This is a genomic window from Embleya sp. NPDC020886, assembly GCF_044333915.1.
GTDB lineage: Bacteria > Actinomycetota > Actinomycetes > Streptomycetales > Streptomycetaceae > Embleya.
In genome coordinates this window covers 339,286-358,909 of the sequence record NZ_JBIRRX010000005.1, presented here as the reverse complement: position 1 = coordinate 358,909, position 19,624 = coordinate 339,286, and the positions used below count along the sequence as shown (strand labels likewise).

General features: G+C 64.1%; 6 protein-coding genes and 1 pseudogene. 6 read left to right on the top strand and 1 reads right to left on the bottom strand.

Annotated elements, in window-relative coordinates:
• The first annotated feature begins 17 nt into the window (after positions 1 to 17).
• From ACH4U8_RS20715 to ACH4U8_RS20690, 6 genes and pseudogenes are all read left to right on the top strand, one after another.
• The gene (locus tag ACH4U8_RS20715; RefSeq protein ID WP_395779213.1) at positions 18 to 2,879 is read left to right on the top strand and encodes a hypothetical protein; all 2,862 of its coding nucleotides are present in this window, start codon (positions 18 to 20) and stop codon (positions 2,877 to 2,879) included.
• 8 nt (positions 2,880 to 2,887) lie between these two features.
• Positions 2,888 to 5,836, top strand: coding sequence for a DUF499 domain-containing protein (locus ACH4U8_RS20710; protein ID WP_395779211.1), 2,949 nt, complete (start codon positions 2,888 to 2,890; stop codon positions 5,834 to 5,836).
• Positions 5,837 to 7,827: 1,991 nt separating this feature from the next.
• Positions 7,828 to 8,523, top strand: coding sequence for an HNH endonuclease (locus ACH4U8_RS20705; RefSeq protein ID WP_395779209.1), 696 nt, complete (start codon positions 7,828 to 7,830; stop codon positions 8,521 to 8,523).
• A gap of 222 nt (positions 8,524 to 8,745) precedes the next feature.
• The gene (locus ACH4U8_RS20700) at positions 8,746 to 13,842 is read left to right on the top strand and encodes a hypothetical protein (RefSeq protein ID WP_395779207.1); all 5,097 of its coding nucleotides are present in this window, start codon (positions 8,746 to 8,748) and stop codon (positions 13,840 to 13,842) included.
• 199 nt (positions 13,843 to 14,041) lie between these two features.
• Positions 14,042 to 15,443, top strand: a pseudogene (locus ACH4U8_RS20695) (IS1380 family transposase).
• 429 nt (positions 15,444 to 15,872) lie between these two features.
• Positions 15,873 to 17,465 carry an ISL3 family transposase gene (locus tag ACH4U8_RS20690; RefSeq protein WP_395779205.1) on the top strand — a complete coding sequence of 531 codons (1,593 nt, stop codon included), beginning with the start codon at positions 15,873 to 15,875 and terminating at the stop codon, positions 17,463 to 17,465.
• Positions 17,466 to 17,852: 387 nt separating this feature from the next.
• Here the strand turns inward: ACH4U8_RS20690 and ACH4U8_RS20685 are convergent, their stop codons facing one another.
• Positions 17,853 to 19,160 carry a VRR-NUC domain-containing protein gene (locus ACH4U8_RS20685; protein ID WP_395779203.1) on the bottom strand — a complete coding sequence of 436 codons (1,308 nt, stop codon included), beginning with the start codon at positions 19,158 to 19,160 and terminating at the stop codon, positions 17,853 to 17,855.
• Positions 19,161 to 19,624 lie beyond the last annotated feature (464 nt).

The following is a 19,624-nucleotide window of genomic DNA, read 5'->3' as shown; positions in this document are numbered from 1 at the left end:
TGACTGCCGGATCTGCCGTGAACGCAGCGATGGACACCGATCGTGCTGCCATGAAGGGGCCCGCAGGTTCGCAACCAGATTCGACGGCACGTCTGATTGACACGTGGTTCCCGTGCGCCGAGGTCGACGCGGCCGTGACAACGCCAGCCGGTTCCGGCCGCAGCGAGAAGGCGCTGTTCACCTGGTTCGCGTCGCGACCAATTGCACAAGCCCGTGCTGCAGTTGCCTGCGCGTTGTTGCCGGATACACCCGAAAACCGCACTGATATCAGACTCAGTGTAAAGGTTGGCGATGTGGGTGCGATGTCGCGCTTGCGAGAACGGATCGAAGCTCAGTATCCAGGCAAAGCTCCCGTGGTGCTGGACATGTTTTCTGGGCGTGGAATTATCCCGCTCGAGGCCGCTCGATTGGGTGCGACCGCTGTGGGTACAGATCTCTCTCCCGTGGCCACCCTTGCGGGCCGGCTCCTAGCCGAGTTTCCGCTCGTAGATTGGTCGAATGAGCCGCCACTTCCCTTTGGTGTCTCGTCATCCCAAGGACGACTCGCTCCTGAGGAGGCTGGGGGTACTCGTGAGCTCGAAGCTACTCTGCTCGCGATCGACGGCCTTGTGGTGCCTGACGACGGGCCTCGATTGCTCGTTGATGTACATGCGGTGCTCGCTGAAGTAGGGAAGCGGGTCGAAGCCCGTGTAGCGCGGTACTATCCCCGCAATCCCAACTCGGGCGGCGCGTTGCCATGGGCTTACCTGTGGGCGGTCACCATTCCTTGTGACGGTTGCCGTCGGCGGTTTCCGCTTCTCGGCACTATGACGCTGCGTCACCCCTATACGCGAACAGGGGACGTCGGGCAAGCCATGCGCCTTGTCGCCGACGGGGATACGTGGAGAGTCGAGATCCATCCAGGGCAGGCCGCCCAGAACCCACCATTTAGTTCACCTGAAGGAAAGCGTGGGAAGTCAGCGCGCTGCCCATTCTCGACTTGCGGACAAACCCATACGCTCGATGTTGTCAAGGCGAAGGGATTCGCTGGGCAATATGCAGATGTGATGCTCGCTGTCGGGGAAGTAGACCCCGGCAGCAATCAAAAGATCTTTCGCGCGCCGAGAGCCGATGAGGTGGAGGCCGCGCGGCTGGCTGAGTCTGCTGATCTTGAGAAGATTTCGAATCTGAGCGCCATTCCTGATGAGCGGATCCCTGTGGGGAACAGGGATAATGTACGAGGCAGTGGCTACGGTTACCTGACTTATGGCTCACTCATGAACAGTCGTCAAGCCGTGCTATTTGCTACCACGGCGCGTGTCATCTCGGAGCTTCACGCCGAATTGTCTGAGAGTGTTTCGGCAGACTATGCCGCTGCTCTTGCCGGTTATGCGGCAAGCAATATCATGCGGCAAGTAAAACACGGCACCAGAGGCGCAAGCTCTAGGGCGCATGGGCGGGCTAATGGATCCGAGCAGAACCGCGTGCAGATCGACCATATTTTCTCTTCTCAATCCGTCATCAAGCATCAATTTGACTACATCGAGGCTGGTCCAGGGGAAGGCCCTGGTACGTGGACCTCAGTGTCGACCAGCTTGATTAACGCGCTCAAGAAGATCCTCGATGAGACGGATGTGTCCGGTCGCCCAGGAAGGTTTCGGCGGGCATCAGCTGTGGCGCTGCCGTATCGGGACGGGACTATGGATGCCCTCGTTTGTGATCCTCCCTATTACGACATGATTGCGTACGCGGATTCTTCGGATCTCTTCTACGTGTGGTTCAAGCGCGCCTTGGGAACTGCTATGCCGGAACTGTTTTCCGGAAGTGCCGACGGCCCTGATGGCCTGCAGGACAAGACCGAAGAGATCATCGTGAAGGGACGGGGGGCCAAGGGGGCTGGCGACCATAGGTCGAGCGAAGAGCGTTACGAGGCCATGCTGGCCAGGTCGTTTACTGAGGCACGACGTGTCCTTAAGTCTGACGGACATCTGACGGTGATCTTCGGCCACTCGGATCCGGAGGCGTGGAAGAGATTGCTCACCGCGCTGACAGATGCCGGGTTCGTCGTAACGTCTTCGTGGCCTTCGCGGACTGAAACCGCGGTCACGGGTGTGGCCACAATTTCCGTCACTGTGTCCATCGGTGCACGTGTCACCCCCAGTCGCCGATCGATCGGAATCGCCGCTCAGGTGGACGCGGACGTCGTTGCGGATGTCAAGGCCCGTTGTCGTGGATGGGACACTGACGGCCTTGCGTTGGAAGACCAGCTCATGGCGTCGTACGGTGCGGCGCTCGCGATCGTGGGTCGCTATGAGCGTGTCATCACTCCGAGTGGCGAGCAGGTTCCGCTTGAGCACTACATGACTCTGGCGCGTCGTGCAGTTCGAGATGCAGTCGCTCTGCGACTCGATGAGCTGCCCTTGGAGACGTTCGATCCGCACACACGACTCGCGGTCTTTTGGCACGAGCTCTACGGCCGCGCAGACGTGCCGAAGGGGGAAGCTCGGTTTTTCGCTCAGTCGGATGATCTCCGCCTTGAGGATTTGCGTGGTCCGATTCTCCTGGAGACCAAGGCGGGATACAGGCTGCGCCATGACGCCCCCGAGAAGGTCACACTCTCTTCGAGTGTCTACGAGGTGATCCGTGCGATGGCGGCCCAGTGGTCGTCAGGAACTGAGGCAGTCGCAGCGGTCATCGCTGAGGCAGAGCTGTCGCCGACCGACGCTCATCTGTGGGCGGTCGTGGACTGGGTCGCCGCCAAGCTTCCCGGTTCGGACCCCGTTGCGGTTGCCCTGGCCGCTATCAAACGCAATCGCGGCACTGTGCAGGCGTCTGCCGCTGTCATGCCCACCGCAGCAGCCGTTGTGCCACATCCTCGCAACCAGACCAGCCTCTTTTAGGAGATGACGTGACCGTGACCACACCTCCCGTCGCTCATTGGGCTGACGTTCTGACGCTGAGGGATGAAGTTCGCCAGACCGAAGGATCGGTGGGTGAGCTTCAGATGAGCCTGGCCAAAGCGGTCTACCAGACCGTACCTGTTCCGTACGCAGATTGCGGCTATTACACGGACATCACTCAGCCGACGCCAAAACTCGTCGGGTTCCTCGGCCGTGTAGCCCGCCGGCTCGGTGTGAGCCATCTCGATACCCAGGCGTGCTTTCATCTCGACCAGGGGATGGGTGGTGGTAAGAGCCATGCTCTGGTAGGGATCTGGCACATGATCAGTCGCCCGGATGCGTTCTTCGCTGCCGAGCTGGGGCTGGCGGTGAGTGCAGAAGCTGGCGCAAGGCAGCACGCCGTTGACCTGTCGCGAGTTCTTCCGGTCATTTTGACCTGCGATGGGATGTCACCCGGCAAGATAGATCCTCGCTTCGGTCCCGCTACGGATCTTTTTGGCCGTTTTCTCTGGCTTCTGTTCGCGGATAGCCAGAACAGGATGGATCGTTATCAGCATTACAGTGGTCTCGGTGCGAATAAGGTGACCTTGCAGGCTGCATTTGCTGAGGTTGATCGCCCGGTTCTGGTTCTCGTTGACGAACTCATGGACTATGCGATGGCGCTCACCGATGAGAGCGCCATAGGTGGAATGCCTGGCGAGCAAGCATTTCTGAATGCGCTGACTGATGCCGTGGATGACCAGGCCGGCGTTGCTCTTGTGATCGTCATGATTAGGAGCGAGGAAGACCAGAGTGGCTATCATCCGGCAGCCGTGGCTTTTCGCGATTACCTCAGTCCACGCTTGCAGCGGAACGGGGAGACGGTAACGGTAACCGAACCTTCCGATTTTGCGCAGATCATTCGTCGCCGCTTGTTTACTCAGGCTAAAACTGATGATGCCGCGATTTCCGTAGCTTCCGCGTTCACGGCTGCCGGTCATCAGGGGGCGTGGAAGGATCAGGTATACATGCCGCTAGGCAGCAAGCGTACGTTGGTCGGACTATCGGAGCGCGTTGCAGAAACATATCCGTTCCACCCGGATCTGTTTGCCCTGGTGAGCAAGGAGTGGACCGTCGTCCAAGCCTTCCAGCGGGTGCGCTCAACTGTCTCAATCTTTGCTCGTACTGCCCTCTTCTGGAGTGACGAACACAAGGCGGGACGTTGGGCTCCCGCGCTCATCGGTGTGGGCGACATACCGTTGCACACCAGCGCACTGGAGGCACTTCTCTCAAGTGGCGTCCTTGCGGGGAACGATCGTGCCATTCAGGGCTACCGAGCTGTAGCAACCACTGACATCGTGAACACTGGCGCTGGCGGTGGTACGGCGTTCGTTCTCGATGCTGCCCTGAAGGCTAGTGGAGTGGACGCCGGACAGCCTGTGCCGGCGTTGCGGATGGGCACCGCCTGCCTCGCTTACAGCCTGGTGCCTCGTCCTCGCGCCGTTCGAGGGGCTACCAAGGCCGAACTGCTGGCCGCGGTTGCGGGACCTGGTGTGGACTACTCCGCCGCCGAAGAGGTGTTCAACGCCCTGGTAGCGAGCCCGGCTGAGGGAGGACTTGGCGCCCTTGAGCGGAGTCGGCCAGGCAGGGGACCTGAGCGTTTCTACCTGTCCATCAAGCAGACGCTGAACATGTACCACGCGAATGCTCTGTCAATGGTCAGCGGCGAAGAGTCAGTCGACACGGTGTGGGTACGTGCGCAAGCACTGGCGGAGAAGCACAGCTTCAGCGCTCTTCACAAGTTGGCTCGTCACGAGTACGAAGTCTCTGCCGCCGCCGCGTTTGCTGGACTGGATTCTCAGCAGACCAGGCTCGTTGTACTCGACCCGCGTCGCTGGACGCTGCTCAATGGTAGAGACCAGGCAACTCGCGCTGACATCGATGTCGCGTACGGCATTTCTGCGGGCCTGCCCAGCACCTTCGCAGCCTCGATGGTGATGGCTGTGGCCACCACCCAGCGACGGGACCGTGCTAAGGCTTTTGCCCGCGACTACCTGGCCTGGAATCAGGTTGTTGCTCAACTGGCCGAGGACAGCGAAGAACTGGGCGCAGCACGCGAGCGCCGTGACCAAGCGGGTAGGAAGCTTGATGAGGCTGTCGCTTGGGCGTTTCAGCACTATGCGTTTGTGTTGCGCACTGACAGTGGGCTGGCAGTGCAGTACAAGACACTGCCGGAGCCGCAGACGTCGCTCTCTGGCCGTTATGTATGGGCTGCTCTCGTAACAGACGGCCGAGCTGTCCAGACGAACCAGCTCTCTGCCGAGTATGTGGCGCAGCTCATCACATCGGGTCAGTATGGGCGCGACCTGACCCCCAAGGAACTGTTCGCGCATCCATACAGCGATCCGACCTGGCCGCTGATCCAAACCGACGAGGAGATGCGTCTCGCACTGTTCAAGCTGGCCACCTCCGATGAATGGATGCTCACGGATAGCGACGGCGTAGAGATTCGGCCTGCGACCGCGGCGCAGATCCAATCTGCAACTCTGCAGCAGCAGCTTCGGCCACGGGTGCTCCTGGCGCCGCCGGAGCAACGGAGTGGGGAAGAAGCCGACGCTGCTCATAGTCGCGCTGCTTCTGCGGCGGTCCCCGAGCGAATCAGTGGGTGCGGTTCGCCAACTCCTGGAAGCCCTGCGGTTCCGGTTCAGGCTGGCAGGGTGACCGAGCCGTCGTTCGAGACCACGGTCATCAGCATCCCTCTGGCGTCGGTGACCGACCCCGCGAAGCGGGAGCAGGTCTGGCACCTGTTGCGTGAGGTGGCTTCGCTCGTCGACCCTGTGAAGTCGAACCAGAACAATCTCCAGATGGTTGGCCTGCAGATCACGATTTCGGCCGCCACTGGAGAGACGCAGGGCATGTTGGGCAAGGCATCGCAGGTACCTGGTTCAAACTCGCGAACGGAGCAGGACGACCTGTAGTCGGTGACTGCGCGCATGGACTCGTGCGCCTGAGCTGCTCGATTGTGACCTGCGATGGCTCCGCAGCGTCCCCGTCCCTGCATGTGGAGACGGGGACGCTCCGGATCGGGGACAACTCAGAGGATCGGCCGGTCGTTTGGGCCCGGCAGCTGCCAGATGCCGGCTGCTTGCGACTCCCTGCGTCCGGGTGCAGGACCGATCGGACGGCCCCGGCAAACGGGTCTGGAGTGTCCCCCGTGGGAGGAGAACGGGCCGCTGTATCGACACGTTGCGGTAGGACGCGCGTTTGCTGGGGTAGGTCCTCCGGTACGCGACCCGCCTCGGCGACAGACCATCTCGTTTGCTGCGTCAGCACGCGAATGACCTGACGTATCAACGCCGTTGCGATTGCCCCCAAGGGGGCTGGGCGGCCATGCAAGGGATGCCACAGCTCATGGCGTTGCAGGTGCTGATGCTGATCCGGCGGTCCGGAGCGTCAGGCACGGGGCATCGCGGGACCCTGCCCGATGCCGATCTGCCGCCGACTGCGGTTGTAGCGCACTTGACTGGCGGTCAAATGGCCTACGGAGAAGCACCTCTTCGACAGCACAGGGTGATGAATGTCTGCCGAAGCGTGTCGGAATCGAGCAGCAAATCCGACTAAACAGCCAATTCTTCTGCCCTGGAATCCGACCGAGAGGGCTCCCTCGGCTGTATTTGGTCCACGGCTGGTCCACGTCGCCCCGGAAACGCTTCGCCAGTCTGTCTAGTGGTCTAAACCTGCAAAAGGCGCTGACCTGGGCTTTTGCCCTTGTCAGCGCCTCTTGAACACCGTCGGGACGACAGGATTTGAACCTGCGACCCCTTGACCCCCAGTTGGGCAGGTCAAAGGTTTTTGCAGGTCAGGGGCCTGTACGCGCACGAACTACCGTGCCGTTCGGCAAGGTTCGTGTGCTTTCGTGCATGGCGTGTGGTCCCCACGTGGTCCCCAAACCAGGCGGACTCGGCGTACATAACGAGTGTCCCCGTTCGTCGGCGGAGCCGCCAATCCAACAGACGGCATTCGCATCTGGGTATGGGGTATTCGGGCTGCCGCGACCGGGTCGAGTGTGCGGGGTGAACTCCGAGCGCTCGTCAGTTGTGGCCGATAGATCTGAACGGCAGGACAGCGGCGTCGGCAAGACTGGCTCGAGCACCGAGGGCTGGCCGCCGATCCGGCTTGGGGTGCACACCGTGTGCTGCAACAAGATGGGAGCGCAGGGCGCCGTGCGGGACCTCGTTTCGGCATCTCGTCGCGCCGGTGTGCAATGCCCTGGGGTTCACTGTCGGGTGCCACCCCGGTGTTCACTCCGAACTTTGGCCCATGGCCGGGCATTCACCGGACCGGGGCCTCGCCATCAACGGTGCGACCCGGCCCTTGGGATCGGGTCGCTTCCGGGGCAGGCCAGACCCGGTCGGTGTCCCTTTGAACAACGCCCGCACCGTTGCGCCAACGAGTCTTCGACGCAGGTCGCGTACGCCGTTCGCGGTCGGACGGACGACCGGCACCCCGGATAGGCCGCCGGCTAATTTGCTCCAGGCAAGCCGGTAGCCGATCGGAAGTACGGGGTGCACTTCGCCCAGGAAGTGAATTCTGATCCGAGAGGTCAGCCAGCCGCCGCTCCACGGACCTTGTCTCCGGCAGGGGCCGCGTTAACGAACGCGAACGGGATGATCGCCGTCGACTCTCCCAGATACCGGGCGCGGACCGGCCTACGGCCCCAGTGACCGAAAGAGTGTTGTTCGTCAGGACAGGACGCCGGACACGATGAACGGGCAATGCAACTCCTCGCGGGACAAGCAGCCTTGAGCAACTTCCTGTACCAACGAGTTCCGCTGCCCACCACCGGCGTCCGTCAACTCCCTCTGCGCGGCCAGCTAAAAGGTCAATTACCCGGCCTTGGGAGAACGCACCGATGTCAGCCCCTCCTCATACAATCCCCGCGCGCGGCTGAATCAGAGAAAGGTGTGCGGTGGACAAGATTCGTCGGGGCGAGCGAGGCAGGCAGAAGACCTGGCAATGGCTCATGGTTCTGACAGCCCAGCGCGGACTCTGTACCTACTGCGGCCGGTCGGCTGCTACGACACTCGACCACGAGAAGCCCATCACAGACGGAGGGCCGGACATCTGGTGGAACTTCGTTCCGGCCTGTGACTGCAATCGCTGGAAGAAGGGCCGCACTGCGAAGAGCTGGGTGGCGAACCTGGACCTGCACCACAGATATCCGAAGGCAGGCTTCGCAACGAGGGCCATGCGTCCCGAGGTCTACGCCGGCATCACGAGGCGCGTAGAGCGCGTGCAGCGGGAGATAGCAGACACGGATCGCCGTGAGTGGTTCCGGTTGCACTACGGAAGCGAGCGTCATCGGAACAAGACTGAACTGTCCGACATTCATGGACGCTGCAAGGAGGAGTTGCGGGGCTACCCGCACCATCCGTGGCGAACGCCCAAGCTCGGCAGGTCTCGAAGGGTCTGTACCCGTCTGATGTGCTGTGGCTACCACCACCCGAAGGCGATGTGGATGACAGCGTTCCTGGAGGGTGAGGAGTACGGCGCCTTCCGGCGAGCCGTCTTCAACGAGCGTGTCCATGAGGGCGACGTACTGGGACGACTGGTCAGGGAATACCTCGCTGGCAAGAATCGTGATCGAGGTGACGGCGCGGCATAGTTATGCAGGTTGAGGCGGGAAAGCGGAACTCCATCGGCCGACGCTGGCAGAGTGAGTGGCTTGGATGTCCATAGCGCCCCACAGCCCGTCGAGGGGTGGAGGAAGGCAGCCTCGACACCGAGGCGTTGTCCCATGAAGGTAACGACCAGGACCGCATGGTTCTCAACGCACCGCTACGGTGAGCCGCGCGGCCACTGATAGCACGATGCCCCCGAGGAGCACATGAACGAGCCCGTTGCGCCGGACGCTGCCGCTCGGTCCGAAGGTGAGACAACATCTGCACCCACGGCTGCTCCCCAGGACGCGGCCGCCGGGTTCGCCACCGTCGCGGCCGGTGAATCTGAGCGAGGTTCGAGCACCTACGCGACCGGCGGTGGCGGCGTTTCGTTCGGACACCGTGTCGCGACCGTCTATCTCGCCGGCATGTTGACCGGCGAACGACGGGCGGAGGCAGCCGAACTGCCGGTCCGGAGGGTGTCGTTCCAAACCGGGCCGGTGCACCCGGTGGATGACCTTCTGGTTGAGTGCGGCGATGAGGCAGCCAAGGTCATCCTTGCCGTTGCATGTCGAGCAACGCCGAACTTCGTCCAGAGCCATGACGAGACGGTGAAGCTCGTCGGATCACTGCTCGCCGAGGTCGAGAAGTTCGACACCGACACCCACCGGGTTGCCGTCGCGACCGCCGGTTGGTCCAATCAGTGGGAGCAGCTCGCAACGCTCTGCTGCATCGCGCGTGCTCATGCCGACCCGGAGTCGTTCCAAGCGTCCATGAACGTCGATGGCCGCTGGTCGAAGCCGGTGCGTGAGCGACACGAGCATCTTCTGAAGATGGTCGAGAAGGTCGTCGAAGACGACACAACGCCGGAAGAGGTCCTGCGGCTGGCGTGGCGGCTCCTTGGCCGGCTGCACATCCTCGGATTCGCGGTTCAGAGCCCGGGCGAAGGCGACCGCGCGGCGGTCGCGACGTCGCTGGACGGAGTGGCTTCGGCTACCGCCGACGGCGTGGTGGTCCGGGACCGGCTCGAGGTCGAGGCAACCCGCTACGACGCGACCGGCGCCGTGGTGGACCTCAAGGTGCTTCGCCGTGACATTCACGTGGTCTTGGACTCGGCCGCGACTCGAAGTCGGCACGCGTGGTCGGTACTTGCTGAACAACGCAAGTTGGCCGTTGCCGCTGTGCGGACCACTATCGGTGATGAGTCATCCGGCGGGCCGGTCAAGATCTCGTTCGCCGCCCGCCGCGAGCAACTCGCAGAGGCCCTGCGCGAGGCCGGTACCCACGCTTCGGCTCTGTTGGTATCCGGCGAGTCAGGCATCGGTAAGAGCGCGTCGACGCTGTCGGCCATCGCAGAGTTTGAAGCCGCAGACCCCGCCGGGTTCCAGGCAGTGGTGGTGAACTTCCGCGGCCTGCCGCAGTCGAGCTTGGAGCTGCGTGCTGCGCTCGGTATGTCGATGGAGGATGCACTCGCGGAGCTTTCGGCACCTGCTCGGCTTTTGGTCATTGACGCGGCTGATGCTGCTCTGGAGCGGTCTGCCGGCCTGTTGAGTGATCTGGTGCTGGCGGCGGCTGCGGCGGGCATTGGGCTCGTAGCGGTGACATCTGACGTGGCATCGGGTTTCGTGCGGGAGCAGGTGGAGATGGGGTTCGCCAGGCCCATTTCCTCTTTCGCGATGGAGCCGTTGGGTGATGAGGACATCTCGGCCGTCTCGGACCACTTTCCGCTTCTGCGTGCGGTCCTGCGAGACCTGCCCGCGAACTCGCTGCTGCGCAGGCCCGTTGTGCTGGACCTTTTGGCTCGGACCGGGTCGGAGCCAGATAGCTCACTGGGTGAGTGGGAGTGCCTTCAACTGGTGTGGAGCAGGGTTGTTCGGGGCGACGGGCGCCCCGGTGTCGGATCGGCGGAGGCACGCGAACGGACATTACTCGCGGTGGCTGCGGCGACGATGAAACTGCCCGAGGACCGTCGACCCGGCGCAGGCGTCGACGCTGCAGCGGTCGATGTGCTGCGCCGGGACCATCTGCTCGCGCCCGCGAGCCCGTATCGAGACCAGCCGGAGTTCGCACACGACGAAGTCCGACGGTACGCGACCGCCATCCTTCTCGTCCGCGGCCCGAGCCCGACCGAGGTATTGGAGGCAATCGGGGAACCCCGGTGGGCGCTGTCGGCCGCCACTCTTGCGTGCAAGGGACTGCTGAAGGCACCGGACGTCCGACCCGTTCGGAAGTTCATCGAACTGCTCTCGCAATTCGAGGCGTTCGCGACAGCGCACGGACCACGGTGGAGCGACGCCCCGGTGGAGGCGGTCCTGGACGCGCCATTCGCGTACGAATGCCTGAAATCAGCTTTCACGGACCAGTCGGCCGGCCTGGCGCTCGGCGACGTGGTTCGAGTTGTGCAGCAGAGGCACAAGGTCAACGGGCTGGTCGACCGTTTGATCTCGAACCCCGTTGTGCAGGTTCTCCTCGATGACGAAAAGCCCTGGGACGTCTCGAAGGAGTCGTTCGAGCTGCTCGCGGACTGGCTACAAGCCCTGTCCCGGGAGGACGTGCCGACCGGCAACGAACTACGAATCCTGCTGCGGGACCGCCTCCTTGCCTACTGGAACTCGCTCCCTCAACGCGAAGCCAGCGGGAACGAACTGCCCGGGCAGACGTCGCAGCGTCGTCGACGCAAGCTGGATTACCACCTGACCAAGGAAGAGTACGTCGAAACGTTGGCGCTGCTCGGACCGGACATCGACGATGCCGTCGAAGCATGCCTTCGGGCCATCGCGGACGACGCACCGGCGTTCCTGGCTCCGGCTGCTGACTCGCCATTGAGCGCCCGAGCCTTGGCGCAGAAGGACCCGGAACTATTGGCGACGTTGATGTCGGCCTACTACATCGACGACGAGCCAAGCTGGCACCGAGATGAGGGTGTCCGCAGGCATCAGGGCCGGTGGACGGGCATCGGAGTACCGTTCTTCCGGTACTACTTCGGTGGGTTCTGGCAGCTGTTCCACACAGCGCCGTTGCGGACCTCGGTGCGAGTGTTGAACAACATCCTGAACAGCGGTGCGCGGGCGCGCGTAGCCACGCTGTCGCGGCTCAACTCACCTGACGTGTGGGCTGGGCCCGCCCGCGCCCGGGACGATAACGCTGATCGCGAGACAGAGAACGGAGAGCGTGAAGACCGCGGTGCGGTCCTGAACCTTGACGGCATGGCCCGCTTGTACGTCGGCGACAGCCACGTGTGGAGCTGGTACCGGGGCACGTCGGTCGGCCCATACTCGGCGATGAGCGCGCTCCAGGCAATGGAACGCGTCGCCGACACATGGTTGAGCCAAGGCGCGTCGCCGAGGAACCTCGTCGAGGTCCTCCTGGACGGCTGCGAGAACTTGGCCATTCCGGCGATGCTGTTCGGTCTGCTCGTGCGCCACATCGAAAACGTCGATACCGAGCTCGACCTGTTCCTCGCCGAACCGGCCGTATGGAAGTTGGAGTTCGGCCGCAAGACGAGTGAGTACAGCAGCCTGCGTGCAACAACCGAAGGTCTCGCGAACCTCGAACGTCGCGAGTGGACACCGCGTGAGGTAGCCATGTGGCTGCTGACGCACGGTGGGCAGGAGCGTGCCGAGGCTTTGAAGAAGGTCGCCGACAAACTTGTCGAGAACGGCGATCGGCTCGGTATCAGCCAGGTGCTTACGAAGAACTGGGGCGCCAGCCTGGACTCGGATCGGTACCGAATCAAGCAGCATGGCGATGCGTTCTACATCGAGGTCGAACCGCCGCTCGACGTGCAAGCCGCACAAGAGGCGCACGCGGCTCACCAGGAGGTCGTGCAGATCGGCTTGCGGCTGCAGAATCGGTACTGGGGTTCGGCCAAACACGACGCCGAGTACATACCGCCCTCGTCGGAGGAGATCGCCGCGGACCTGGCGGCAGGCCGGGCCTTGCTCGAGTCCGATGGAGACCTGATGCCGGCCCGGCCTGTGGACGTCGTCGCTCATGTCGTCCGAGCAGCGGTCGGACGAGCCGCCGCCAGCGATATGGAGGCGCTGGGCAACGAAGCGCACTTCGCAACCGAGCTCGTCATCGGCATCGCATTGTCGTTCCAGGACGCCGAGGACCAACTGCACGAGGGCCAGTACTTCGACCTTGGTGCCGACCGAGCAGTGGCCCAAGCTCTGCCGGCATTCCTCACATCGGCACTGGCCGCCCTGCTGGAAGCGGCCGGCGGCTCGACCGAAGATGTTGCCGAGGCCGGTCTTGCGATGGCGGGCAAGGCATCCTTGGAGACTCGGCTGTACCTGGCGCGAGGATGCGATGTCGTCTGGACGACCCCATGCCACTGCGATCCTTGCATCCATCGGACCGCGTTGAACTGGTTGCTCGAGACCGCCCGTGGCGCAGAAATCGGTCCGTGGGACCAAGACGCCCAGCGGCGGTCGAGGGTCGGGATTGCCGGTGACGTTGCTCAACGCCTTCAGGAACTATCGGGTGAATCCGTCGACATCGCGGTTCTCGATGCAGCCATTCGCGGACTCGGCGCAGCCGCGTCGACGGACCACTGTTGCACCTACGACGCAGCCACACCCCTCGCCGCGTTCCTCAGCATCGAGCGACGTGCCATGGTTGCGCAGGAGAACAAGGGCTGGACCGCAGACGACCGTGGGACGCACACCCTCGCCGCCGCACGGGCCCTGCTCGAAGGCTTCGCGAAGAACGGTGACGCGGGACCGGTGCTCGAACACCTCGACGTCCTTCGCACAGATGCAGGACTGATGTCGAATTTTCTCCACGGTCTCGCCGCAGCAGGTGCAGAGAATGAACGCCTGGCCGAAGCTGCCCGAGGTGTCTGGCCATCGTTGCTGCGCCACGCCATTGGCTACCTGAGTGACGACCCGAGCCCCTACCGCGACCATCACTGGGGCGACTGGGCTGCCGCTGCCCTGCTACCGGACCCTATTCCGTGGACGCAGGGCCTGCACAACGAGGTCGTCGGTGAACCCATCGACTGGGTCCGCGCTGAAGACCTCGTTGAGTCGATCGACGATTGGCTGCCAGCCGCTCGCGGGGAGGCCAAGTCCGTCGACGCGCTCATCGGCATCCTGCGGAAACTCCCGGCGGAAGTGCAGGCCACCCGCGGCGTGCACTGGGTCTCCGACCTGTGCATTCAAGATGGACGTGTCACGGTCAAACAGTCGTGGTTCTTGGACAGCTGGCTCAAGGAGATTCGTAGAACGGCCGAAGATCTCGGCAAGTTGGACGAGTGGCAGATGCTCGTCGACTCCTTGGTGGTCGCCGGAAACGAGGGACTGGCACCCTTCAGCAGGTGACGTCTTAGGGTCCTGCCCGGCCCCTCGCGAGACTTCCGGCGTCAAGGCCGGTAGGCAGAGCAGCCAGCGCTGCCTAACCTCGCGCTTTCACGAAGCGGGGCGTCTGACATGCGGTCAGAAAAGCGAGGAGTGCTCCTGACCTGCAACGATAGGGCTTGTCTAAGGTCCAAATCGTGGCGTGGAAAGAAGCACTCCTCAGGTGACGAAGAATAGCGGGTCGTACCCGCGTGTGCGGTTGGAGTCCGGTGGGTCCGGGATCGTCTCGGTGGCCGGTGGGGTGTTGTTGACCGAGACGGTCCGGGTGGTCGGACTGGATCGGGCGTTGTCGGCGGCGCTTGAGCCATGGCGCCGGTCGCGGGCGGTGCACGATCCGGGGAAGACGGTTCTGGATCTCGCGGTGACGCTCGCGGTGGGCGGGGACTGCCTCTCCGACGTTGGTGTCCTGCGCGAACAGCCCGACGTGTTCGGCCCCGTGGCGTCTGATCCGACGGTTTCGCGCCTGGTCACCGCCCTGGCCGCGGCCGGTCCGAAGGCGCTGCGGGCTCTGCGCGAGGTCCGTGCCGCCGTGCGCGAGGTCCGTGCCGCCGTGCGCGAACGGGCCTGGAGTCTCGCCGGATCCGCCTCGCCGGTCGCGGACGGGCGGTTGACGATCGACCTCGACGGCGTCCTGGTGACGGCGCACTCCGACAAGGAAGGCGCCCGCCCCACCTGGAAGAAGACGTTCGGTTTCCACCCGTTGTGGGCATTCGCCGACCACGGCCCGGAGGGGACGGGCGAGCCCCTGGCCGTGCTGTTACGGCCCGGGAACGCCGGGTCGAACACGGCGAGCGATCACATCGAGGTCACCCGGCAGGCCCTCGCGCAGCTCCCGAAACCCCACAGGCGGGGCCGGAACACGCTGATACGGACGGATTCCGCCGGTGGTACCCACGAGTTCCTCGCGTGGCTGTCCCGGCCGGGCCGGTGGCTGTCGTACTCGGTCGGGTTCACGATCACCGATCGGATCCACGCGGCGATCCTTCGTGTCCCGAGGGCGGCGTGGACACCGGCATACGACGCCGAGGGCCGTCCGCGTGAGGGGGCGTGGGTCGCGGAGGTCACCGACATGCTCGACCCGTCCGGGTGGCCGAAGGGCATGCGGACGGGTCGTGCGGAAGGAACGCCCGCACCCCGGGGCGCAGTTGCGGATCACCGACGTCGACGGGAACCGCTGCGTCTGCTTCGTCACGAACACCGCCGGCGGGCAGCTCGCGGACCTCGAACTCCGCCACCGCCGGCGCGCCCGCGCGGAGGACCGCATCCGCCAGGCCCGCGCCACCGGCCTGCGGAACCTGCCCCTGCACGGCCTCGCACAAAACCGGCTGTGGTGCGAACTCGTCTCCCTCGCAGGTGAGTTGATCGCCTGGACGCAGATGCTCGCCCTGACCGGCGAAGCAAGGCGGTGGGAGATCAAGAAGCTCCGCTTCCGCCTGTTCTCGGTCGCCGCCCGCCTGGTCCGGACCGGCAGACGGATCGTGGTCCGCCTGCCCGAACGGCGGCCCTGGACCGCGCACGTCCTCGACGGCATCGACAGACTCAGCCGGATCGCCGCCCCCACCTGACGCCCGAGCCCCCTTCCCGACGAACCGCGACACACCTCCGGAGACGTGGAACCCGGCGCCCACCCGACACGACAATCGGGCCACCGCCACACCCGAAAACCGCATCGACACCTCCGAACAACGGAAACGGGTCGTCAGCAAGCTGACGACCCGTCACGAAAGATCGAGGCTAAAGAGGTCTGTCACTCCAAGACATCCTCACCACGGGAGGTCCGTTGATGGAAGAGATTGCGATAACAGGAGGCACGCACGAGTTTGTGGCGCAAGGCTTGAACCGGCCTGGGCGGCCCTGTAGTCGATCCTCGTGGCCCGCTCGGACGGGCGTGTCCATACGCGTACCCGCGTGTCGGCGTCGTCTGAACGGTGGTTCTGGATCAATTTCCGTGCCAGAGCCACGGAGGGTCACCGGAGCCGCGATCATGAATGGTCGTGGCTGACGATCCCCTGCAAGACCTCTGGGTCCACCAGACCGCCGACGTCGCGGTCAACACCTTGACCATCCGCGCCGACCGCGTGACCGTCCACGCCGCCACGACCAACGACGAGGCGGGATGCCCGTCGTGCGGAACTGTCTCGACCCGGGTGCACAGCAGCTACGTACGGCGGTTGGACGACCGCGCGGCGGGCGGGCGCCGGGTGGTGGTCGAGTTACGGGTCCGCAGGTTCCGCTGCCGTGAACGAGCGTGCCCCCGGGCCACATTCGTCGAGCAGGCAGCGGGGCTGACCTTCCGTCACGGACGGCGGAGCCAGGGCCTACAGACCGCGCTCCAACAGCTCGCCCTGGCCCTGGCCGGCCGAGCCGGCTCCCGCCTGGCGGAAACCTTCGCGGTCCCGGTGAGCCGTTCCACGCTCCTGCGGCTGATACGAGCCCTGCCGGATCCGGCGCACGCGGTGCCGCGTGTTCTGGGCGTCGACGAGTTCGCCCTGCGCAAGGGCCACGTCTACGCCACGATCCTGGTCGACATCGAGACCCGCCGCGCAGTCGATCTGCTGCCCGACCGCAAGGTCGAGACCGTCCGCTCCTGGCTCGCCGACCACCCGGGTGTGGAGGTCGTCTGCCGCGACCGGTCGGCCTCCTACGCCGAAGCCGTCCGGCTCGGCGCCCCGGACGCGATCCACGTCGCCGACCGCTTCCACTTGTGGCAGAACCTCGCCGACGCGGTGGAGAAGACCGTCCTCCAGCACCGGACCCTGCTACCTGAGCCCGCCCCTGCGGCCGAGTCGGTTCCGGCTGTCGTCCTGGCGTCCGTCAACTCCGAGCCCCGCCGGACCGGCCGGCTGTCCGACCGGGTCCGCGAACAGCACGCCGCCGTCCACGCGCTCATGGACGACGGGTTCAGCCTGCGCGCCGTCGCTCGCAGACTGGACCTGGCTCGCGGCACAGTCCGCCGACTGGCCCGCGCGAAGGACCCCGACGAACTGCTCGTCGGCCGCTGGACAGGACGCACCAGCATCCTCGACCCCTACAAGCCCTACCTCGACCAGCGGTTCGCCGAGGGCCACACGATCGCCCGGCGTCTCTTCCAGGAGATCCGGCAGCGTGGCTTTCCAGGGCAGGAGCAGATCGTCCGCGAGTATGTCCGCCGACTCCGCGCGTCGTTTCCCAATCAGGACCCGCCCCGACGCAAGCCCTCTGTCAGGGACGTGACCGGCTGGATCACCCGCCGGCCCGACCGCCTGCGCGATGAAGAGGCCCAGCAGCTCAAGGAGATCCTGGCCCGCGTCCCGGCACTCGCCACCGCCGCCGGGCACGTCAGGGCCTTCGCCGAGCTGATGAACGACCGCCGCGGACGAGAACTCAAGGACTGGATCACACGCGTCCGGCAGGACCAGGTCCCGGCCCTTCGCAGCTTCGCCAACGGTCTCCTGCAGGACCTCGATGCGGTCGTCGCCGGCCTGACCCTGAGCTACAGCTCCGGCGCGGTCGAGGGCCACAACAACAAGATCAAGATGATCAAGCGCCAGATGTTCGGCCGCGCCGGCTTCGACCTCCTGCGCAAACGCGTCCTCCTCGCGGCATGACGTCGTTGGTCGTGGCGGCGTGGACGGTCACGCGGTCGGCGCGGATGGTCAAGGTGTTGACCGCGACGTCGGCGGTCTGGTGGACCCAGAGGTCTTGCAGGGGATCGTCAGCCACGACCATTCATGATCGCGGCTCCGGTGACCCTCCGTGGCTCTGGCACGGAAATTGATCCAGAACCAGACTTCAACCGCCGCCGACAACGCGAAGCAACGCGGACGCCGGCAGCCCCAACATCCCTGGTGTACATCGTAGCGAACGCGCGTAAATCCGCTACGAGAGAATCATCCGCTGGGGCGATCGTTGTTGTGCACTAACGCTCCGATGGCCTCCATCTGCTGAGTTTCCCCAAGATTCGATCGAGTTGGTTCGTTTCGCAACTCTGAACTTTAGGGCCGCAGCAGGCGTTGCGTCCTGTGTACCTTTGCTATTTTGAGAGGTAGCTGCAAGAGCTTGCTGTTGTTCACGATCCAGTCGCGTTGATCGTCGCTTAGTTTGTCGCTGCTCGACTTCACCTCGGTGAACTCGACATTGGTAATTTCCGACGCGCTCTCACGCCAGGACACCAGGTCAGGCCAGCCCAGATACCTACCCCAGTAGTCTTCTGCGAGGAACCGAAGGATTCTTTTGACTTGCTCCGGCCCCAAGATCTCAATGAGTCTTCGGCTACGCTTGACATCCGTGGCCTGATAGGCCCACAGGTACTGCCGCAAATCCTGTGCGTACGGGGTCCAGTAGTCAAAGAGCCACAACATCTCCTTCGTCGTGCATGGAAGGCTCTCGACGTGCTCCTTCAACTCATCCGCACGGCGACTGGCGTGGACGGGACTTCCGAAGTCGTCGGGGAGTATCGTCCAAATTAGGCCGTCCTCGCCAGCATCGGTCCCGTCGCGTCCGCCGAATCCAGCGGGCCGGTTGCGCGAGTCCCCCGGATCCTGTACCCACAACCACATCAAAGTGGCGTAGAGAGCGTGAAAAGGTCGGCTCTCGCAGAACATGACCTGTCGTCCGGCTCTACGCATGTGCTGGGCCACGAACTCCTCCACGCTCACTGCTGACGGGAGATCCTTCGAATTCAGTGGTAGTACCTGCACATGGCCGATGGTTGGGGTGATGTAGCAGGCCGGGAAATTCTCTGTAACCACCTGGCAGGTGGCCAGCACGTCCGCATCTGAGGCTCTGGCGAAGTCGTACTTCGGCTCCTTTTCGTGCTGGTCCCGGATCTCATCGACAACTACTCGCTCTATGGCCTCGAATTCGTTCCTGTGCTGGTGAGCGAGCGCAGTCACTGTGGACTGCCCGTCAGGCCCTGTCAACGGCAGCCCCTGTTGCCGCGCCCATTCGATGAAACGATGGTTTGCCTGCTTGTAGATCTCCCGCCAGTAGTACCGGTGGACCAGACTGGCTGCCCCTCGTTGCGGTCTCGTCGGGAAAGCTGGAGGTGTCTCGCCGCGGCACTCGTGACACACGCCATGGGCCAAAGGAACGGTGACCTGGAGGGGAAGGCGGGTCTGGGCGTCGACGCCCCGCGTGGCCTGATGAGGGAGTACATAGAGGGCGAGTTCCTGATCGCATGAGCAGGTGAGAACGGCCTGGCATTCTCGGCACGCGTACTTCCGGAGCAGCTCATACGGATTCACAATCGCCAGCAACGCATGCTGGCATACTGAGCGCTGGGTGTTCGTCGGTTGCTTCATGTTTTGCCCCGATCATGCAAGAGTCCACAACTCCTGATTGTCGTAGGACGATGCTCAGAAGCGCATTTGGGTTCCCTACGGGGTCCCGGCGTGTCCGACGATCGTGCCGCGGCGGCGGAGCGGGTGGTGTGATCGGTTCGTAAAAGGTGTGGTTGTTGCGGTGCTGTTGTGAGCGTGATCCGTTTGCTTGCGGATCTGTGCGAGGAGTCGATTGGCTGATGATCACCGCGCCCAAGACCCGCAGCAGCAGGAGCTGGGTCGCCGTCTCCCTGCGCGTAGCCGCCGCGCTTCGCCGGCACGCCCGCGCGATCGGCTCGCGTCGTGTCGATCTGGCGGGTCCGTTCATGAGAGCACGCGGCGCGTGGGGATCTGTCATGGAGCCATCTTCATGTCGCGGATGCGGCGACGGCACGGGTTCCCGCCGCCTATCCCCGCATAAGGGCGGATCGGCCCCCCTGCGACCG